This window comes from Mesorhizobium sp. M1027, from assembly GCF_040318745.1.
Lineage (GTDB): Bacteria > Pseudomonadota > Alphaproteobacteria > Rhizobiales > Rhizobiaceae > Mesorhizobium.
This window is the reverse complement of the sequence record NZ_JAMYMW010000006.1, coordinates 1-16465: the sequence shown is the minus strand read 5'-3', so window position 1 is coordinate 16465 and position 16465 is coordinate 1. Positions and strand designations below refer to the sequence as shown.

Here is a 16465-nt window from a genome sequence, read left to right as displayed (position 1 = left end):
TGCACGACAGCAACTGTCCTCAGGCGATCAGCACGCGCGGCTCGAAGCGACCATTGACCGGAATGTCGAGCATAAACGTCATGCCGGCTTGCGGGTCGAGCAGGCGCTGCTTCTCGCTCTTGCCCGACCAGGCGGAGGTGACCGCGATCCGGTCGGCATTCCTGCCGAGGAAAGCCGGACAGGACGGCTGCGTCGTCGGCATCGCCACCGAACGGACAAGCTTGCCGTCGGGTCCATAGGCTTCGACGACGCTGCCGCCCCAGCAAGCGTTCCACAATATCCCGTCGCGGTCGAGCACCGAACCATCGATATAGCCCTTGGCCGAACGGTGATCGACGAAGACCTTCGGTTCGCCAACCGGGAGGCCGGTCGCCGGATCGCAGCCGACGCGCATCAACAGGCCGGTGCTGGTATCGGTGTAATAGGCGATCGACCCATCCTCGGAAAAGCAGATAGAATTGGGCACCGTGATATCCGCATAGAGCCGGCGCAGCTCGCCCTTGAAGAACCAGTAGATCGAACCGGCGGCCTTCTCCTCGCCCTTGCCCATTGTGCCGACCCAGAGGGCGCCGCAAGGATGAACGCGCGAATCGTTCGAGCGGGTGACCGTATTATCGGCCTCGATCGGGGTGTGCAGCGTCAGCTTGCCGGTCGCGACGTCGCGGACATGCAGGCCGGTCTCGGTGGCGATCAGCTGACGCTGGTCGTCGATGACGGCAATGGCACTGGCCATCTGGCGGAGCTCGTGGATCTTGACCGCACCGCCGGACAAACGCTTTTCCAGGAGCTGGCCGTTGACGATGTCGAACCAGTAGAGCGTGTCGGTCGCAGGGTCATAGCTTGGTCCCTCGCCCAATTGGCAGACATGGTCGGAAAAAACCGAAACGATTGTCTCGCTCATCATGCCACTCCAAACGCCGCGTCCCAGGCCTGAACTGCGGCTTTCGCCCGTGCTGCCACTTCGTCGACGCTCATGCCCGGCTTGAACAGGCTGGAGCCAAGACCGAAGACGCTGACGCCGGCTGCCTTATAGCCGGCAAAATCCTTGTCTGAAACGCCGCCGACGGCGCCGACCAGCACATTGGCCGGCAGCACCGCGCGCATCGCCGAAATGCCTGCCGCGCCAAGCACGCTCGCCGGGAAGAATTTCAGTGCCGAAGCACCGAGCCGGATGGCCTGGAATGCCTCGGTCGGCGTGAACACGCCGGGCATTGTCACCATACCGTACTGCATGGCACGGCCCATGACCTCGGCATCGATATTGGGGCTGACCAGCAGCCGCCCGCCGGCCTTGTGCAGACCGTCGACATCGGCGGCGGTGAGCACCGTGCCGGCGCCGACCAGAGCTGTTGGAGGAAGCGCTTCGACAATGCTGGCTAGGGAGGCAAAGGGCTCGGGCGAGTTGAGCGGCACCTCGATCGCTTCGATGCCGGCGCCGAAGATCGCCTGGCCGATCGCCACCGCCTCGCTTGGCTTCAGGCCGCGCAGGATCGCGACCAGACCCCGCTCGAGCTTTGGAAAAGGTGCGGTTTCGGTCATGCGGCAACTCCATTTTTGGCGATCATGCCATTCTCGCGCGCGGCTTCGGCAAGGCCGGCACGCACCGCCTCGTCGGCGTCGACGGCCCTGAAAGCGAGCCCGGCAAGGCCGAGCGCCTCGGCATAGAGCGTGCCGAGTGCGCCCGACGCGATCAGCACGACGGGCACAGCGCTTGCTTCATAACGGCGATTTGCCGAAGCGATCTCGCCGCCGATCAGCAGGCCGGACAGGCAGGCGGCGGCATCTTCGGGCTTCAGGTCCTGCAACAGGCTAGCAGCGCGGATCGAGAACAAACTTGAAACGACGTCACCGCCTTCGGCCAACGCCTTCAGGCACCAGTCCCGAAAAAACGGACTTTCGGCGGCAACCGGCTGCGGCGGCTCGCCCAGCGAATGGCGCAGGATCGAGTGCGCGGCCAGCACCGAAAACAGCTCGCCGGTCGGCCAGGTGCCGAACCCGGCAACAGAGCCGTCCTCGACCAGCACCCATTTCGAATGGGTGCCGGGCATGCAGACGAGGTGACGTCCCTTTGCCGGCAAACCGGCTCCGGCAAGCTGCGTTTCCTCACCGCGCATGACGTCAGGTGCATCGGCGAGGCGCTGGGCAAGGCCGGGCACAATGCGGATATCGCGGCGCTGGCCGGGAATGCGGGCAGCTTCGGCCAGGATAGCGCCGATTGGCGTGGGAACGCTGACATAGGGCGCCTCCAGCCAGCCCTGGCGCGAGCCGGCCATGCCGCAAATGATGACCGGCAGGTTTTCGGGTGCGCCCATGGCGGCCAGATGCCCTTCGAGAATGGACGAAAACCCTTTAGCCTGAGCGGTGATCAGTCCGTCATCGCCGCGCCGCTCGGCGAGAACGTCGCCGGTGCCGTCGAGCAGCCATACCCTCATGCGGGTGGTGCCCCAGTCGACGGCTGCGACGGAAGCTGCCTTGCTCGGTGAGATCACAGGAACCCCCCGTCGACGATCAGCATCTGCGCGGTCAGCATGCGTGAAGCATCCGACGCCAGGAACAGCACGGTGCCGACAATGTCTTCCGGCTGCATCACACGCTTGATGCACTGCTTGGCGACGTGAGCGGCGAGCGCCTGTTCGGTGACCCAGAGCTTTCTCTGCCGCTCGGTGATTACCCAGCCGGGCGCGATCGCGTTGACGCGAATGCCGTCGGCACCGAGCTTGCCGGCGAGACCCTTGGTAAGGCCGACGATGCCGGCCTTGGCGGCGGTATAGGCCGGCATATCGGGATGGTTGATGAGAAACGAGGTCGAGGTGAAATTGATTATCGAGCCGCCACCGGCCCGCTTCATGCCCGGCGCCACCGCCTGTGCGCTGAAGAAATGCGGGCGCAGGTTGATGGCATGGTTGTTGTCCCAGAACTCGACCGTGACGTCTTCGACGGCATGACGGTCATCCTGAGCGGCATTGTTGACCAGCACGGTCACGTCGCCATGCGCCTCGGCGGCTTTGGCGATTGATACCCGCAATGCCTCGATGTCGCGTATGTCGGTCTTGAGATAGAACGGCCGCCGGCCGAGTTCCTTGTCCAACCGATCGGCCAGCGCCAGGCTCGGACGGTCGGCGATATCGATAAAGGCGACCTTTGCCCCCTGGCGGACAAAACCTTCGGTCAAGGCAGCACCAATGCCGGAGCCGCCGCCGGTGATCAGCACCGAAGCGCCTTCGAGGTCGGCAAAGCGTGCCGATGGCATCATGAAATTCTCTCCCGGTCCAATGATCTCGGTCGGCCGGCGCGCATCCTATCCAGCCGTGTCGGGCGGGCAAGGGCGAAAGAGTGGATTGGCGCGACTTATGTCCGACAAAAGGCCGCACGCGCCGCCGATCGATCAGCCGCCCAGCCGGACGCGGTACAATTCGACGGCGGCTACGCTGGTCCCGGCAACCGGCGCAAGCCATTCCGGCACGCTGCCGCGCATCAGCCCGGCAAGAAAGCCTGCCGGCGCCTTGGCTGCGAGGAGCTTGCTTTCGGCGCTGCCGGGGCACAGCGCGACGAGGCCGACGTTATGATCCGCGACGACCGTCCTGGCATCGGCATCGGACCCAAGGAAGGCATCGAGCGCCAGCAGGTTGCCGGCGACATTGCGATGATAAGGCCCGGCGAAGACGCGATGTCCGGAATAGGCCAGGATAGGCGATCCGAGATTGGAAATTGCCAGCACGGTGGTGCCGGGCAGGCGGCCGAGTGCCGCAAAGGAGGCCTTGCGCTGGCAAGCGACGTCGGTGCCGTCGCCATTATCCGCCGTGGTGTTGCTGTGGTCGAAGGCTACCGAGGTCGCCGCGGCAGCCCCAGTCCAGACCGCATTCACCGAAACCAGCCAGACGGCAGCCATGCGCAGCGCCACACCGCGCGACGCGCTGGCCTCGGCCCGTTGACGCCATTTGGCAATCCAGGCGGCAAGCGGAATGACGGCGAAGGCGATCGAGAATGTCGAACCGCGTACCTGCCAGGCGCTGACGATGAAGGCCACGACAAGCAGCACGCCGACAAGGCTGTCCTGCCGCCGCCAGCCACCGCGGCCAAGGCGAAGCGCCATCAGCACGAGCGCAATGAGCGGCGTGGCATAGCGCGCCACCACCCCGGCCGGATCTTCAGCGAGCAGCTTGAACAGCGACTGCGCCTCGTCGATGTGATCAAGCCATAGCTCCTTGAGGCGCGGATCGAGATTGGCATAGGGCGCTGCCAGGCATTGTGGGAACAACAAGACGACGACAGCGCTCAATAGCATGGCGAGCAGGCCAAGTGAGGCGATGCGCCGTTGGCGCGTGCGGCCCGCCGGCTCGGTCGACGCTATGGTTGCAAGACCGGTTCCGGCAATCGCTGCGACGACGAACTGCACGGTCGAGAAGGCGTCGCATTGCGCCTGGTCCCAGGCGGATGGCGCAATGGTGGCGACAAAGACGAGAGCGGAAACGCCGGCAAAGCCGAGGCCGAAATCCCTGGCGATCGACCTCTCGCCATTGGCGTCGAGGGCAAACAGCATGGCGACATAGGCGCCGATGGTGGCAACGTAGGGCGCGGTTTCCATACCGATGGCCAGCATCAATCCGGCGCACAGGCCGGAGAGCAATGCCGCCGCCCTGCGCAACGGCGCTTCAAGCAAAAAGCTCAGGCTGGCTATGCTCAGCATCAGCTGGACATTGTGGTGATCGAGCGCGCCGGGCGAAAAAATGCCGAGGAAATGCAGTGCGGCGGCGCCGACGACGACAGCCGGCAGCACAGCGCCGTGACCGGCAAAGCTGCGTGCGGCGCGGGCGGTGAAAAATACGGTCAGGCAGAAGAGCAGCGCCGGCCACAGCACTTGCGCGACATTCTCGGCAAGCGCCGCGCTGCCGGTCAGGGCCGATACGGCGATGATGATGGCGGCGATCGGCGCATCGACCAGCCGCGACCAGTGCATGACGAAGCCGCCTTGCAGGCCCATCCTGTACTGGTGGAGATCGAACCAGCTTTGGCCGGCGAGCATGTCGCGAACTTCGACGAGGCGCAGCAGATTGTCGTTGTCGCCGCCGGCATTGGTCAGTTCCGGGAAGCCGGCAAGGGCATTGACGGCAAGCGCCAGCAATGTGGCAAGCAGCGCCAGCGCGATCTCGGACCTCCAACTGGAGGCGCCATCGTCGGCTGTGCTCATATCAGGACCTTTGGAAGGAATACGGGGCGGTTTAAACCTAGCCTTAACAGCTTCAATAAATAGTAAAGCCGCCCGAGCGAGGCCAGCGTTTGAGCGGTCAGGGGCCTCACAGGGCATCCGGAGACGAAAATGCCACAAGACGTGCGCCATGAGCCGAGCATCGCCGTGCTGCTGCCTTGCTACAATGAGGAGCTGACGATCGGTGAAGTGGTGCGGCGCTTTCGCGAAACGCTGCCTTCCGCCGCGATCTATGTCTACGACAACAATTCGCGCGACCTTACGGCGCTCCGAGCCCGCGCTGCCGGCGCCATCGTGGTGCGTGAGCCGCGCCAGGGCAAAGGCAATGTCGTGCGCCGCATGTTCGCCGACATCGAGGCCGACATCTACCTGATGGCCGACGGCGACGGCACCTATACGCCGGAGGACGCGCCGCAACTGATCAACACGCTGCTGACCGAGCGCTCCGACATGGTGGTGGGCACCCGGCGCGGCGTCACCGACGATGGCGGCAGGACCGGTCATGCCTTCGGCAACCGCATCTTCAACAGCCTCTACAAGCGGCTGTTCGGCTCCGACTTCACCGATATCTTCTCCGGCTACCGCGCCTTCACTCGGCGCTTCGTGAAGAGCTTTCCCGCGGTTTCCGGCGGCTTCGAGATCGAGACCGAAATGTCGGTGCACGCCTCGCAACTCAAACTGCCGGTCAGTGAGATCGGGCTCGACTATGGCCGACGGCCGGAAGGCTCCTCGTCGAAGCTATCGACCTTTCGCGACGGCGCGAAGATCCTGTGGATGTTCGCCATGCTGATGAAGGAGACGCAGCCGCTGCGTTTCTTCGGCGCTTTTTCGGTGTTCTTCCTGGCATCAAGCCTGTTTCTGATGGCGCCGGTGCTGATCGAGTTCGCCGAAACCGGGCTTGTGCCGCGCATGCCGACGTGGGTACTGTCGGTCGGGCTGCTGCTGCTGTCGATGCTGGCGGCGGTGACCGGGGTAATCCTCGATTCGGTGTCGCGCGGCCGGGCCGAGCAGAAGCGTATCTTCTATCTGTCGATGCCTTCCGGCCGCGTCGAACGTGAACGCGCAAGTGCGCTCGCGACTTTGAAGACCGGACCGCGCAAGACCCCGCGGGCGGCTTAGAGCCCTAAATGGGACGCCTCGCCCGCTTCATTGTCGCCGGCGGCATCGGCTTCGTCGCCGACGCGGCGGCGCTTTGGCTGGTGTTGGCGATAGCGCCGCTTGGCCCCTTCGCGGCTCGCATCATCTCGATCGGTTTTGCCCTGTCCGTCACCTGGCTGATCAACCGCCATCTGACCTTCTCGCCTTCCAGCCGCGGCGTCGCGCAAGAGGGCGCACGCTATGGCGGCGTCGGCATTGCCACCAGCCTCGTCAATTATCTCGTCTATTGCGCCATGCTGTTCGCGCTGCCGATGGTGCCGCCGCTCGTCGCCCTTGCGGTCGCCTCACTGGTTGCCATGGCGCTGTCCTTCCTCGGCTATTCCAGGCTGGTCTTCGACCGCTGAACGCACATCGCATTGGGGCCTGCGCCAAGCGAAGCGCAGCCTTATCATGACCTTGGCCGATTGGCAGAGGCCGCCGATTTCCTTATATCGCTCTCGTCGATGCATCGGCCCGAAAAATCGGAATCTATTTTCGGAAAGCACGATGCATAGATTCAAGAATGTTGGAGCGTATGTGCGTCCAGGTGGACGCACGTCGCTCCAAGTGCGCCGGAGAGCACCCATGCCCCTGAAAGTCGCCGTCCAGATGGACCACATCTCCACCGTGTCGATTGCCGGCGACACGTCGTTTGCGCTGTCGCTGGAAGCGCAGCGGCGCGGGCACCAGCTGTTCCACTACACGCCCAACCGGCTGTCGCTGCGCGATGGCAAGGTGTTTGCCCGTATCGAGGCGATGCAGGTCCGCGACGAGAAGGGCAATCATTATTCGCTAGGCGAAGAAGTCCGCACCGACCTATCGGAGATGGACGTCATCCTTTTGCGGCAGGATCCGCCTTTCGACATGAACTACATCACCACCACGCATATCCTCGAGCGCATCCATCCGAAGACGCTGGTGGTCAACGACCCGGCCTGGGTGCGCAACAGCCCGGAAAAGATCTTCGTCACCGAATTTCCCGACCTGATGCCGGATACGCTGATCACCAAGGATCCGCTCGAGGTCGCCGCCTTCCGCAAGGAGTTCGGCGACATCATCGTCAAGCCGCTCTACGGCAATGGCGGCGCCGGCATCTTCCACCTGCATGAGGCCGACCGCAACCTCGCCTCGCTGCTCGAAATGTTCGGCCAGATGTTCCGCGAACCCTACATCGTGCAGCGCTATCTCAAGGAGGTGCGGGCTGGCGACAAGCGCATCATCCTGATCGACGGCAAGCCTGTCGGCGCCATCAACCGCGTGCCGGCCGAGCACGATTCGCGCTCCAACATGCATGTCGGCGGCCGCGCCGAAAAGACCGAGCTGACGGAACGCGAACGCGAGATCTGCGCCCGCATCGGCCCCTCGCTGAAGGAGCGCGGCTTCATCCTTGTCGGCATCGACGTCATCGGCGACTACATGACCGAGATCAACGTGACCTCACCGACCGGCATACGCGAAGTGCAGCGCTTCGGCGGCGCCGACATCGCCAGCCTGTTCTGGAATGCGGTGGAGGAGAAGCGCAGCTAGCCTCGCTTCGCGAGCGGCCGCGTTGCAAACCATCGCAGCCGTTGCGTTCAGCCGTTCCCCAAATGTTCTTGCCTTCGCCGGAAATCTGTGGTTGTCTCCGGTGACGCCGTTCGCGGCATGATCGCAAAGGCTTGGGGCAAAAGCCTGCATCCGGGGTGAAGACATGGTGGCGCGGGTTCGCACGGTTGCTTTCCAAGGCATCGAGGCCGTGCCGGTCGACGTGCAGGTGATGATCGCGCCGGGCAAGGTCAACATGCACATCGTCGGGCTGGCCGACAAGGCTGTAGCCGAAAGCCGCGAGCGGGTGCAGGCAGCACTTCATGCATCCGGCCTGTCGATGCCGTCGAAGAAGGTCACCGTCAATCTGGCACCCGCCGACCTGCCGAAGGAAGGCAGCCACTACGATTTGCCGATCGCGCTCGGGCTGATGGCGGCGCTCGGCGCCATTCCGGGCGACATGCTCGCCGGCTATGTCGTGCTTGGCGAATTGTCGCTCGACGGAACCATTGCCGCGGTGGCCGGCGCGCTGCCGGCGGCGATCGGCGCCAATGCCGAAGGCAAGGGCCTGATCTGCCCGTTCGCCTGCGGGCCGGAAGCGGCCTGGGCCGGCAAGGATTTCGACATATTGGCGCCGCGCAGCCTGATTGCCATCGCCAATCATTTTCGCGGCACGCAGGTTCTGTCACGGCCGGAAGCCGGCATCCATGCCGCGGCGCGCGACCTGCCCGACCTTGCCGACATCAAGGGCCAGGAGACCGCCAAGCGGGCGCTGGAGGTGGCGGCCGCCGGCGGCCACAATCTTTTGATGGTCGGGCCGCCGGGGTCGGGAAAGTCGATGCTGGCGCAGCGGCTGCCGTCGATCCTGCCGCCGCTGGCGCCCAGGGAATTGCTCGAAGTCTCGATGATCGCCTCGGTGGCCGGCGAGCTCGGGGAAGGAAAGCTCACCGACCGGCGGCCGTTCCGCGCGCCACATCATTCGGCTTCGATGGCGGCGATGGTCGGTGGCGGGTTGCGCGTGCGGCCGGGCGAGGCCTCGCTCGCCCATCACGGCGTGCTGTTCCTCGACGAGTTTCCCGAATTCTCGCCGCAGGCGCTCGATGCGCTGCGCCAGCCGCTGGAGACCGGCGACTGCATGATCGCGCGCGCCAATCATCGCGTCACCTATCCGGCGCGCATCCAGCTGGTCGCGGCGATGAACCCGTGCCGCTGCGGCATGGCCGGCGAGCCGGGCTATCGCTGCCTGCGCGGCGACCGCTGCCGCACCGACTACCAGGCGCGCATTTCCGGCCCGCTGCTCGATCGCATCGATCTCAGGATCGAGGTGCCGGCGGTCTCGGCCAGCGATCTGATCCGGCCGGACCGGGCGGAGAAGAGCGCAGCTGTGGCACTACGCGTCGCCCGCGCCCGTACGATCCAGCGTGAGCGTTTCGAACGGCTCGGCGCGACCTCCGCCACCACCAACGCGCATTGCTCGCCGTCGGTCATCGAGGAGATCGCCATGCCGGATGCCGCCGGCCTGTCGCTGCTGAGGGATGCCAGCGAAAAGCTCGGCTTTTCCGCACGAGCCTACCACCGCGTCTTGAAGGTGGCGCGGACACTGGCCGATCTTGAGGCCAGCGAGACGGTCGGCCGCATCCATCTGGCCGAGGCGATTTCCTACCGCATGAGTTCGGAGCGGATGGCACAAGCGGCGTGAGGGACGCTCCCCTCCCCCTTGAGGGGAGGGTGGCCGCGAAGCGGCCGGGTGGGGTCAGTGGTGGGACCCTCGGCCTTGCTGTATTTCGAAACCGATCCGCGTGCGGAGCGTTGCCGTGCTCTTCCCGAGGCGCATCGTCAGAATGGGCGTCAGCGCACTGCACCCAGGACCCCTCCCGGCCCTTCGGGCCACCCTCCCCTTGAGGGGAGGGGGACGCTGGCGACTATCGCTCCTGCCCTTTCGCCTTCAATTCCAACCTCCGCGCGTGCAGCACTGGCTCGGTGTAGCCGTTGGGCTGGACGCGGCCTTTGAAGACGAGATCGCAGGCGGCGAGGAAGGCGATGGACTTGTCGAATTCCGGTGCCATCGGCCGGTAGAGCGGATCGCCTTCATTCTGGCGGTCGACGATAGCCGCCATGCGCTTCATCGTCTCCATGACCTGCTCGGGCGTGCAGACGCGGTGATGCAGCCAGTTGGCGATGTGCTGAGAGGAGATGCGCAGCGTGGCGCGGTCCTCCATCAGGCCGACGTCGTTTATATCTGGTACTTTCGAACAGCCGACGCCCTGGTCGATCCAGCGCACGACATAGCCCAGAATCCCCTGCGCGTTGTTGTCGAGCTCCTTCTGGATGTCTTCCTGAGACCAGTTCGGCAGCCTTGCCACCGGTACCGACAGGATGTCGTCGAGCCTGGCCTTGGGCCGGCTCTTCAGAGCCTGCTGCACGGCGTGGACGTCGACCTTGTGGTAGTGCGTGGCATGCAGGGTTGCTGCCGTCGGCGACGGCACCCAGGCGGTGTTGGCGCCGGCCTTGGGGTGCGCGATTTTCTCGGCCAGCATTGCCGCCATCAGGTCGGGCATCGCCCACATGCCCTTGCCGATCTGGGCGCGGCCGGCCAGCCCGCATTCGAGGCCGGTATCGACGTTCCAGGCTTCGTAGGCGGCAATCCAGGCGGCCTGTTTCATGTCGCCCTTGCGGATCATCGGGCCGGCTTCCATCGAGGTGTGGATCTCGTCGCCGGTGCGGTCGAGAAAGCCGGTGTTGATGAAGACGACGCGATCTTTCGCGGCGCGGATCGCCTCCTTGAGGTTGACGGTGGTGCGCCGCTCTTCGTCCATGATGCCCATCTTGATGGTGTTTTTCGCCATGCCGAGCAGCGCTTCGACGCGGTCGAAAATCTCGACCGCGAAGGCAACTTCGTCGGGCCCGTGCATCTTGGGCTTTACGATATACATTGAGCCGGCGCGAGAATTGGCGCGCCGCCCCTTCGGGCCGATGTCGTGCAGCGCGATCAGCACCGTCAGCGCCGCATCCATGATGCCTTCCGGCACCTCGTTGCCTTCGCGGTCTAATATCGCCGGATTGGTCATGAGGTGGCCGACATTCCTGACCAGCATCAGCGAGCGGCCGGACAAGGTCAGCGTGCCGCCATCCGGCGCGGTATAGGTGCGGTCGGGGTTGAGCCTGCGGACAAAGCTCTTGCCGGCCTTGGTGATCTCTTCCGCCAAGTCGCCCTTCATCAGGCCGAGCCAGTTGCGGTAGACCAGCACCTTGTCCTGCGCATCCACCGCGGCGACCGAATCCTCGCAGTCCTGGATGGTGGTCAGCGCCGATTCCAGCACGACATCGGCAATGCCGGCCGGATCGGTGCGGCCGATCTGGTTGTTGTGGTCGACAACGATTTCGATGTGCAGGCCGCTCTTGACCAGCAGGACGGCTTCGGGATTGGCGGCATCGCCGCGATAGCCGGCAAACTGCTTGAGGTCGGCAAGCGTGGTGGCGCCGGCACCCTCGCCGAGCCGCAACATGCCGTTGGCGACCGAAAGCCCGTTGACGCCGGCCCATTTGCCTGTGGTGAGCGGCGCCGCCTCGTCGAAGAAGCTTTTCACCCAGGCGACGACCTTGGCACCGCGCGCCGGATTGAATTTGTTGCCTCGCTCGGCGCCGTCCGTCTCCGGAATGGCATCGGTGCCGTAGAGCGCATCGTACAGCGAACCCCAGCGCGCATTGGCGGCGTTCAGCGCATAACGCGCGTTCATCACCGGCACCACCAGCTGCGGCCCGGCGACCGAAGCGATTTCAGGGTCGACATTTTCGGTGGTCACGCTGAACGCCGGCCCCTCGGGCAGGAGATAGCCGATCTCGCGGAGGAACGTCTTGTAGGCCTCCATGTCGACGGGCGCGCCATTGTCGCGGTACCAGCGGTCGAGCTTGTCCTGCATGGCGTCGCGCTTTTCGAGCAGCGCCCGATTTTTTGGCGAGAGATCATGGACGATGGCCGAAAAACCGTTCCAGAATGCCTCCGCCTCGATGCCGGTGCCCGGCAGCGCCTCGTTCACGACGAAATCATGAAGCTCGCGGGCAATCCGCAATCCGGCGATCTCGACGCGATCGGTCATCAGGGCTTCTCCAGACGAAGGCTAGGCCGGGCCTTTGACATGTCAGGGTGGCAGGGTCAATTCGGCTTAGGTGAAGGTAGGGCGTTTTCGCTGCCGATCTCCCCCCTCGAGGGGGAGATGGGCGCGAAGCGGCCAGAGGGGGTCGGTTCGACCGGGCTCGGCCTCCTGCGGCACAAGGAAGTCGCGCTTCATGCGAGGCGACCCCCTCTGTCGCCTTCGGCGACATCTCCCCCTCGAGGGGGGAGATTACGCGCTCACACCGCAATCCTTGGCCGTCCCGACGCCACCGCCACGACATGCGCCTCGATGAACATGCGCTGGCCCTCGACGGTCGAGACGCGGAACTCGCTGGCGATTTCGATCTCCGCGCTGTCGGTGCCGGCGTCCTTCGCCCGTCCAGCGGCAATCGCGCGCACATCTTTCTCCGCCGCCGCGATTGCCGCCGCTTCGTCGTTGAAATCGCGCACGCTTTCGCCTGAGGCGACGCGGAACAGGCCTTCCTTGGGCTGACTGACCCGCGCCTCGGCCGAAACCCGGACCTGGCCGACGACAGCGCCGAGCGCGTTGGCGACATCGGTATCCTCCGGCACGACGCAGTCGTTGCCGACCAGCTCGGCGAGGCCGGCATAATGCAGCGGCGCCGAGGCGCCGAGGCCGATGACTGGGCGGTCGAGCGCGACGCTGAGCCGGGCGATGCCGGGATGCGCGTCTACGGCACGCTGCACCAGCGCATGCGCCACGGTCGCCGCACCATCCAGCCCATCCTCGGCGAAGGCGGTTTCGAGGATGACTTCCGCCGACAGCCGGGTCAGCGCGGTCAGCACCCGTTCCGAGATCGCCTCCGGCGACGCGGCGATGAACTGGCCGCGGCCGTCACGCCTGCGCGCGAACAGCTCGGCACCGAGACGCGCCGCGGCCGCATCCCAATTGGCCTGCCTGCCCAGCACATGCGCGGCATCCGACGGCGTGAAGCCGGCGACATGCACCAGCCCGCGCGACACCAGCCGGTTCAAGGTGGCGTTCTGGGCATTCGAGGTCAGCAATCTGTCGAGAGCCTGCGGCATGGCACCGATCAGCTCGTAAAGCCTGGCTTCGGCACCGGTCAGTCCGGCTGCGAGCCGCTCCGGCACCCCGGTCCGAACCGCCAGGCGTCCGTCCATGCGGCCAGGATTGGGAGCCCGCAACTGGCGTTCCAGCTCTGATGTAACCGCTTCGCCATGCATCATGCCGGCCAGCGCCAGCGGCACCAGGCGGCGCGGCCCGAGCAGGATCTTCGGGCTGAGCACGCCGTCCTCCAGCGCCACTTCGGAATCGCCGCCCAGCCCAAAGGTGCGCATGGCGACGGCCTCGACCATGGTGCGGAAGCCGCCGACGGTGGCGCCTTCCGGATCGAGCCGCGGCCGGCCCTTGTCGAGCACGGCGACGTCGGTGGTGGTGCCGCCGATGTCGGAGACCACGGCATCGTCGAGGCCGGTCATGTGGCGGGCGCCGACGAGGCTGGCGGCCGGGCCGGACAGGATCGTCTCGATCGGCCGCTGGCGGGCAAAGGCGGCCGAGACCAAAGCGCCGTCGCCGCGCACCACCATCAGCGGCGCGGCGATGTTGCGCGCGGCCAAAAAGCCTTCGGTTGCCGCGACCAGCCGGTCGATCATCGAGATCAGCCTGGCGTTGAGCAAGGTCGTCAGCGCCCGGCGCGGCCCGCCGAGCTTGGCCGACAGTTCGTGGCTGGCGGTGACCGGCAGGCCTGTTATGTCGCGGATCAGGTTCCGCGCGCTTAGCTCGTGCGCCGGATTGCGGGTGGCGAAATAGGCGCAGACGGCAAAGCCGGACACCGACTTTTCCAGTTCCGGCAAGGCTGCCTCCAGCCCGGACAGGTCGAGCTTTGCCGCATTGCCATGAACATCGTGGCCGCCGGGGCAGAACACCACCGGATCGGTGCCGAGCGCCGTCTTCAGCCCGTCACGGGCCAGGTCGCCTTCGGCAAAGCCGATCATCACAAGTGCTACGCGCCCGCCCTGGCCCTCGACCAGCGCATTGGTGGCAAGCGTCGTCGACATCGACACCAGTTTTATCGCAGTCGGGTCGGTGCCGGCTTTTTGCAGCACCGCATCGACCGCGCCCGATATGCCGACGGCGAGATCGTGGCGCGTCGTCAGCGCCTTGGCCTTTGCCAGCACTTTGCCGCTTGGGCCACCGGCCTCCGACCACAGCACCGCGTCGGTGTAGGTGCCGCCGGTGTCGATGCCGAGGAACAGGGGTGAGGGTTTGGGCCTGGCGGTCATATTTGCGTCCGGAGAATTCGTCTCCGCCCCTTAGCGGATACCGGCCGATCGATAAAGCCGTGATGGCTGGGCCACGGGCGATGATCGTGGTGACGGCCAATCTCCCCCCTCGTGGGGGAGATGTCCGGCAGGACAGAGGGGGCGCTGTCCCGCCGACCTTGCCACGATCTAAGGCAGCTCGGCGAGCCCCGCCGCAATCACGATATGCTGGCAGACATTGTCGATGTGGATGATGTCATCGTTCCAGAAACGCAGGACGGTCCAGCCGTCCTGTTCCAGGCGCACTGTCCTTGCTTCGTCTCTGGCAACAGCATCGGCTTCGGTATGCTAGGAGCCGTCGACTTCCACGATCAGCTTCTGCTCCGGGCAGGCGAAATCGACAATGTAACCGGCGACCGGAAGTTGTCGCCGAAAGCCAAGCCCCATCAGCCGGTGCGCGCGAAGCTCGTTCCAGAGCTTCAATTCAGCAGAGGTCATGACCTTACGCATCGATCGGGCATTTGCGCGGTGTTTTGGAGGCAATGGCGTATGAGGCATTGTACTGCTGAAATTGGCGCTCTATGGCGCCCCCCTCTGTCCTGCCGGACATCTCCCCCACTTGGGGGGAGATTGGCAGCTTGGCCGGACAGCCCTCCTACCCCACAAACCCCACGCGCTTGTGCGATCCATCGCAGAACGGCTTGTTGGCGGAATGGCCGCAACGGCAGAGGAAGGCGCGCTGGGTGCGGTCTACCGTGTGGCCGGTGCCGGTGACGATTTCGACATTGCCTTCGAGCTTGAGCGGGCCGTTGGTCGTCGGCGTCACGGTCAGCGGGCCATTCCGCACCTCCAGCGCCGGCGTGTCCTTCAGCGCCGGCTCGCCGGTGGCGGCAAAGCCTGCCTTGGTGTGGCTGCCGTCGCAGAACGGCTTGTTTTCCGAGGCGCCGCAGCGGCACAGCGTGGCGCGAAAGAACGTCTCGCCGCCCAGCACGATCTCGGCGTGGACCGCCAGCGGACCGTTTTCCCTTATGCGCACGGTGTTGACCACCGGCGGCTGTTCCTGCGGCCCGCCATCCTTGCGGACATAGGTGATGGCGCCGGACGGGCATGCTTCGGCGAGCGCCACGATCTTCTCGACGCTGGCCGCCTCGGGGTGGATCCATTGGCCGGGCGCATTGGGCACGAAGACATGCGGATCGCCCAGCACGCAATTGCGCGAATGGATGCAGCGGCGCCCGGAAAAGCCGATATCGATTTTTTCGCCTTCGACCACTGCCATGGGTGCATCTCCTTGCTGAAGGCGTCACGCTATGGCGGCGGCCGGGACGGCGTCAAGCTGCCTGAGAGGCTGGGCGCCTGATCTCCCCCCTTGAGGGGGAGATGTCGCCGAAGGCGACAGAGGGGGTCGTTGCGCGTGGAGCGCCGGCATCATCTGTCCGCGATGGGACGTCGCATCAGGACGTACCGACCCCCTCTGGCCTGCCGGCCATCTCCCCCTCAAGGGGGGAGATTCGCGCGCTACGGCACCAGATCGATCTCCTCGGTCTCGCCGCCGCTGCAGGTGTAGCAGCAATCGTCGCATTTTTCCGTGTTGCCGGGACCGACGCCCCAATAGATGCTGTCGTCGCCGTCGACCCAGGCGCCGTAGCAGATCGATTCGCCGTCCTTGCAAGACAGCGGGATCGACTTGGTCTCGCCGTCATTGAGATAATAATCCTGATTGTTGCCCGGCCAGACATGGTCGCGGTCCTGGCTGTAGAGCTCGACGCGCATGGCGTTCGGATGGCTGTTCCTGATCTCGAACGTGACATCGCCGGCATGCGCAACGGGCGCAAACAAGGCGGCAAGGCAAAGCGCCGCGGCAGCGCGGCGCACGAAAGCGTAGGATAACATGATGATTCCCCCCGGAATGAAACGGCCTGCCCGGCCGCGTGAGGGAACATGGCATGGCGGCGGGATGGGTGGAAGAGGTGATCCCCGCATTTGCGCCCGCAAGACGCGCGACGTTGCCAAGCAAGAGACCCCTCTCCGGTTTGCTTCGCAAACCACCTCCCCCAACCCACTTCGTGGGGCGAGGAAACCGCCAATCGCCGAAGCCTCACGAAGCCTGGGTTCCTCGCCCCCACAAAGTGGGGGAGAGGTGGCCGCGAAGCGGCCGGCGAGGGGGCGGGCCGACCCGGGGCAACGATCAGGCTTCAGCAGCGTCCATATAAAGCCGCTGTGTCTTTTAAACAACACCC

At 65.2% G+C, this 16465-nt stretch carries 13 protein-coding genes and 1 pseudogene; 4 read left to right on the top strand and 10 right to left on the bottom strand.

Annotation, left to right across the window (positions count from 1 at the left end):
- Nucleotides 1–19 precede the first annotated feature (19 nt).
- From NKH50_RS12910 to NKH50_RS12890, 5 genes are all read right to left on the bottom strand, one after another.
- Nucleotides 20–901: an SMP-30/gluconolactonase/LRE family protein gene (locus NKH50_RS12910; RefSeq protein WP_352686199.1), complete on the bottom strand. Its 882-nt coding sequence runs from the start codon at nucleotides 899–901 to the stop codon at nucleotides 20–22.
- Nucleotides 901–1539: a 2-dehydro-3-deoxy-6-phosphogalactonate aldolase gene (locus NKH50_RS12905; protein WP_352507083.1), complete on the bottom strand. Its 639-nt coding sequence runs from the start codon at nucleotides 1537–1539 to the stop codon at nucleotides 901–903. The genes NKH50_RS12910 and NKH50_RS12905 overlap by 1 nt, the downstream gene beginning before the upstream one ends.
- Nucleotides 1536–2486 (bottom strand): 2-dehydro-3-deoxygalactonokinase, encoded by a 951-nt coding sequence (locus tag NKH50_RS12900; RefSeq protein WP_352507090.1) that lies wholly within the window; start codon nucleotides 2484–2486, stop codon nucleotides 1536–1538. The genes NKH50_RS12905 and NKH50_RS12900 overlap by 4 nt, the downstream gene beginning before the upstream one ends.
- Complete coding sequence (locus NKH50_RS12895; RefSeq protein ID WP_254815718.1) at nucleotides 2486–3253, bottom strand: SDR family NAD(P)-dependent oxidoreductase; 768 nt, start codon at nucleotides 3251–3253, stop codon at nucleotides 2486–2488. Before NKH50_RS12895 ends, NKH50_RS12900 begins: the two co-directional genes overlap by 1 nt.
- 132 nt (nucleotides 3254–3385) lie before the next feature.
- The gene (locus tag NKH50_RS12890) at nucleotides 3386–5188 is read right to left on the bottom strand and encodes a GtrA family protein (protein ID WP_352879156.1); all 1803 of its coding nucleotides are present in this window, start codon (nucleotides 5186–5188) and stop codon (nucleotides 3386–3388) included.
- Nucleotides 5189–5317: 129 nt separating this feature from the next.
- Here NKH50_RS12890 and NKH50_RS12885 point away from each other — a divergent pair, with 129 nt between their 5' ends.
- From NKH50_RS12885 to NKH50_RS12870, 4 genes are all read left to right on the top strand, one after another.
- On the top strand, nucleotides 5318–6325 hold the full coding sequence (locus tag NKH50_RS12885) for a glycosyltransferase (protein ID WP_352879154.1): 1008 nt from the start codon (nucleotides 5318–5320) through the stop codon (nucleotides 6323–6325).
- 8 nt (nucleotides 6326–6333) lie between these two features.
- On the top strand, nucleotides 6334–6708 hold the full coding sequence (locus NKH50_RS12880) for a GtrA family protein (protein WP_352879152.1): 375 nt from the start codon (nucleotides 6334–6336) through the stop codon (nucleotides 6706–6708).
- Between the two features lie 220 nt (nucleotides 6709–6928).
- Nucleotides 6929–7870, top strand: coding sequence for a glutathione synthase (gene gshB / locus NKH50_RS12875; protein WP_352879150.1), 942 nt, complete (start codon nucleotides 6929–6931; stop codon nucleotides 7868–7870).
- Between the two features lie 163 nt (nucleotides 7871–8033).
- Complete coding sequence (locus NKH50_RS12870; protein ID WP_352686193.1) at nucleotides 8034–9566, top strand: YifB family Mg chelatase-like AAA ATPase; 1533 nt, start codon at nucleotides 8034–8036, stop codon at nucleotides 9564–9566.
- Nucleotides 9567–9789: 223 nt separating this feature from the next.
- On the opposite strand, the gene NKH50_RS12865 is transcribed toward NKH50_RS12870, so the two are convergent.
- From NKH50_RS12865 to NKH50_RS12845, 5 genes and pseudogenes are all read right to left on the bottom strand, one after another.
- Nucleotides 9790–11964, bottom strand: coding sequence for a malate synthase G (locus NKH50_RS12865; protein WP_352691908.1), 2175 nt, complete (start codon nucleotides 11962–11964; stop codon nucleotides 9790–9792).
- Between the two features lie 254 nt (nucleotides 11965–12218).
- A complete protein-coding gene (locus NKH50_RS12860) occupies nucleotides 12219–14246 on the bottom strand; it encodes a hydantoinase/oxoprolinase N-terminal domain-containing protein (protein ID WP_352879147.1) in 2028 nt (675 codons plus the stop codon).
- A gap of 168 nt (nucleotides 14247–14414) precedes the next feature.
- Nucleotides 14415–14783 (bottom strand): annotated as a pseudogene (locus NKH50_RS12855) (endonuclease domain-containing protein).
- A gap of 97 nt (nucleotides 14784–14880) precedes the next feature.
- Nucleotides 14881–15504: a CDGSH iron-sulfur domain-containing protein gene (locus NKH50_RS12850; RefSeq protein ID WP_352824068.1), complete on the bottom strand. Its 624-nt coding sequence runs from the start codon at nucleotides 15502–15504 to the stop codon at nucleotides 14881–14883.
- A gap of 239 nt (nucleotides 15505–15743) precedes the next feature.
- On the bottom strand, nucleotides 15744–16118 hold the full coding sequence (locus NKH50_RS12845; RefSeq protein ID WP_352879145.1) for a hypothetical protein: 375 nt from the start codon (nucleotides 16116–16118) through the stop codon (nucleotides 15744–15746).
- Between the last annotated feature and the right edge of the window lie 347 nt (nucleotides 16119–16465).

Bases quoted from the DNA above. Each gene is read 5' to 3' on its own strand.
- NKH50_RS12910 (WP_352686199.1), bottom strand. From the start codon at position 901: ATGAGCGAGACAATCGTTTCGGTTTTTTCCGACCATGTCTGCCAATTG.
- NKH50_RS12905 (WP_352507083.1), bottom strand. From the start codon at position 1,539: ATGACCGAAACCGCACCTTTTCCAAAGCTCGAGCGGGGTCTGGTCGCG.
- NKH50_RS12895 (WP_254815718.1), bottom strand. From the start codon at position 3,253: ATGATGCCATCGGCACGCTTTGCCGACCTCGAAGGCGCTTCGGTGCTG.
- NKH50_RS12890 (WP_352879156.1), bottom strand. From the start codon at position 5,188: ATGAGCACAGCCGACGATGGCGCCTCCAGTTGGAGGTCCGAGATCGCG.
- NKH50_RS12885 (WP_352879154.1), top strand. From the start codon at position 5,318: ATGCCACAAGACGTGCGCCATGAGCCGAGCATCGCCGTGCTGCTGCCT.
- NKH50_RS12880 (WP_352879152.1), top strand. From the start codon at position 6,334: ATGGGACGCCTCGCCCGCTTCATTGTCGCCGGCGGCATCGGCTTCGTC.
- gshB (WP_352879150.1), top strand. From the start codon at position 6,929: ATGCCCCTGAAAGTCGCCGTCCAGATGGACCACATCTCCACCGTGTCG.
- NKH50_RS12870 (WP_352686193.1), top strand. From the start codon at position 8,034: ATGGTGGCGCGGGTTCGCACGGTTGCTTTCCAAGGCATCGAGGCCGTG.
- NKH50_RS12865 (WP_352691908.1), bottom strand. From the start codon at position 11,964: ATGACCGATCGCGTCGAGATCGCCGGATTGCGGATTGCCCGCGAGCTT.
- NKH50_RS12860 (WP_352879147.1), bottom strand. From the start codon at position 14,246: ATGACCGCCAGGCCCAAACCCTCACCCCTGTTCCTCGGCATCGACACC.
- NKH50_RS12850 (WP_352824068.1), bottom strand. From the start codon at position 15,504: ATGGCAGTGGTCGAAGGCGAAAAAATCGATATCGGCTTTTCCGGGCGC.
- NKH50_RS12845 (WP_352879145.1), bottom strand. From the start codon at position 16,118: ATGTTATCCTACGCTTTCGTGCGCCGCGCTGCCGCGGCGCTTTGCCTT.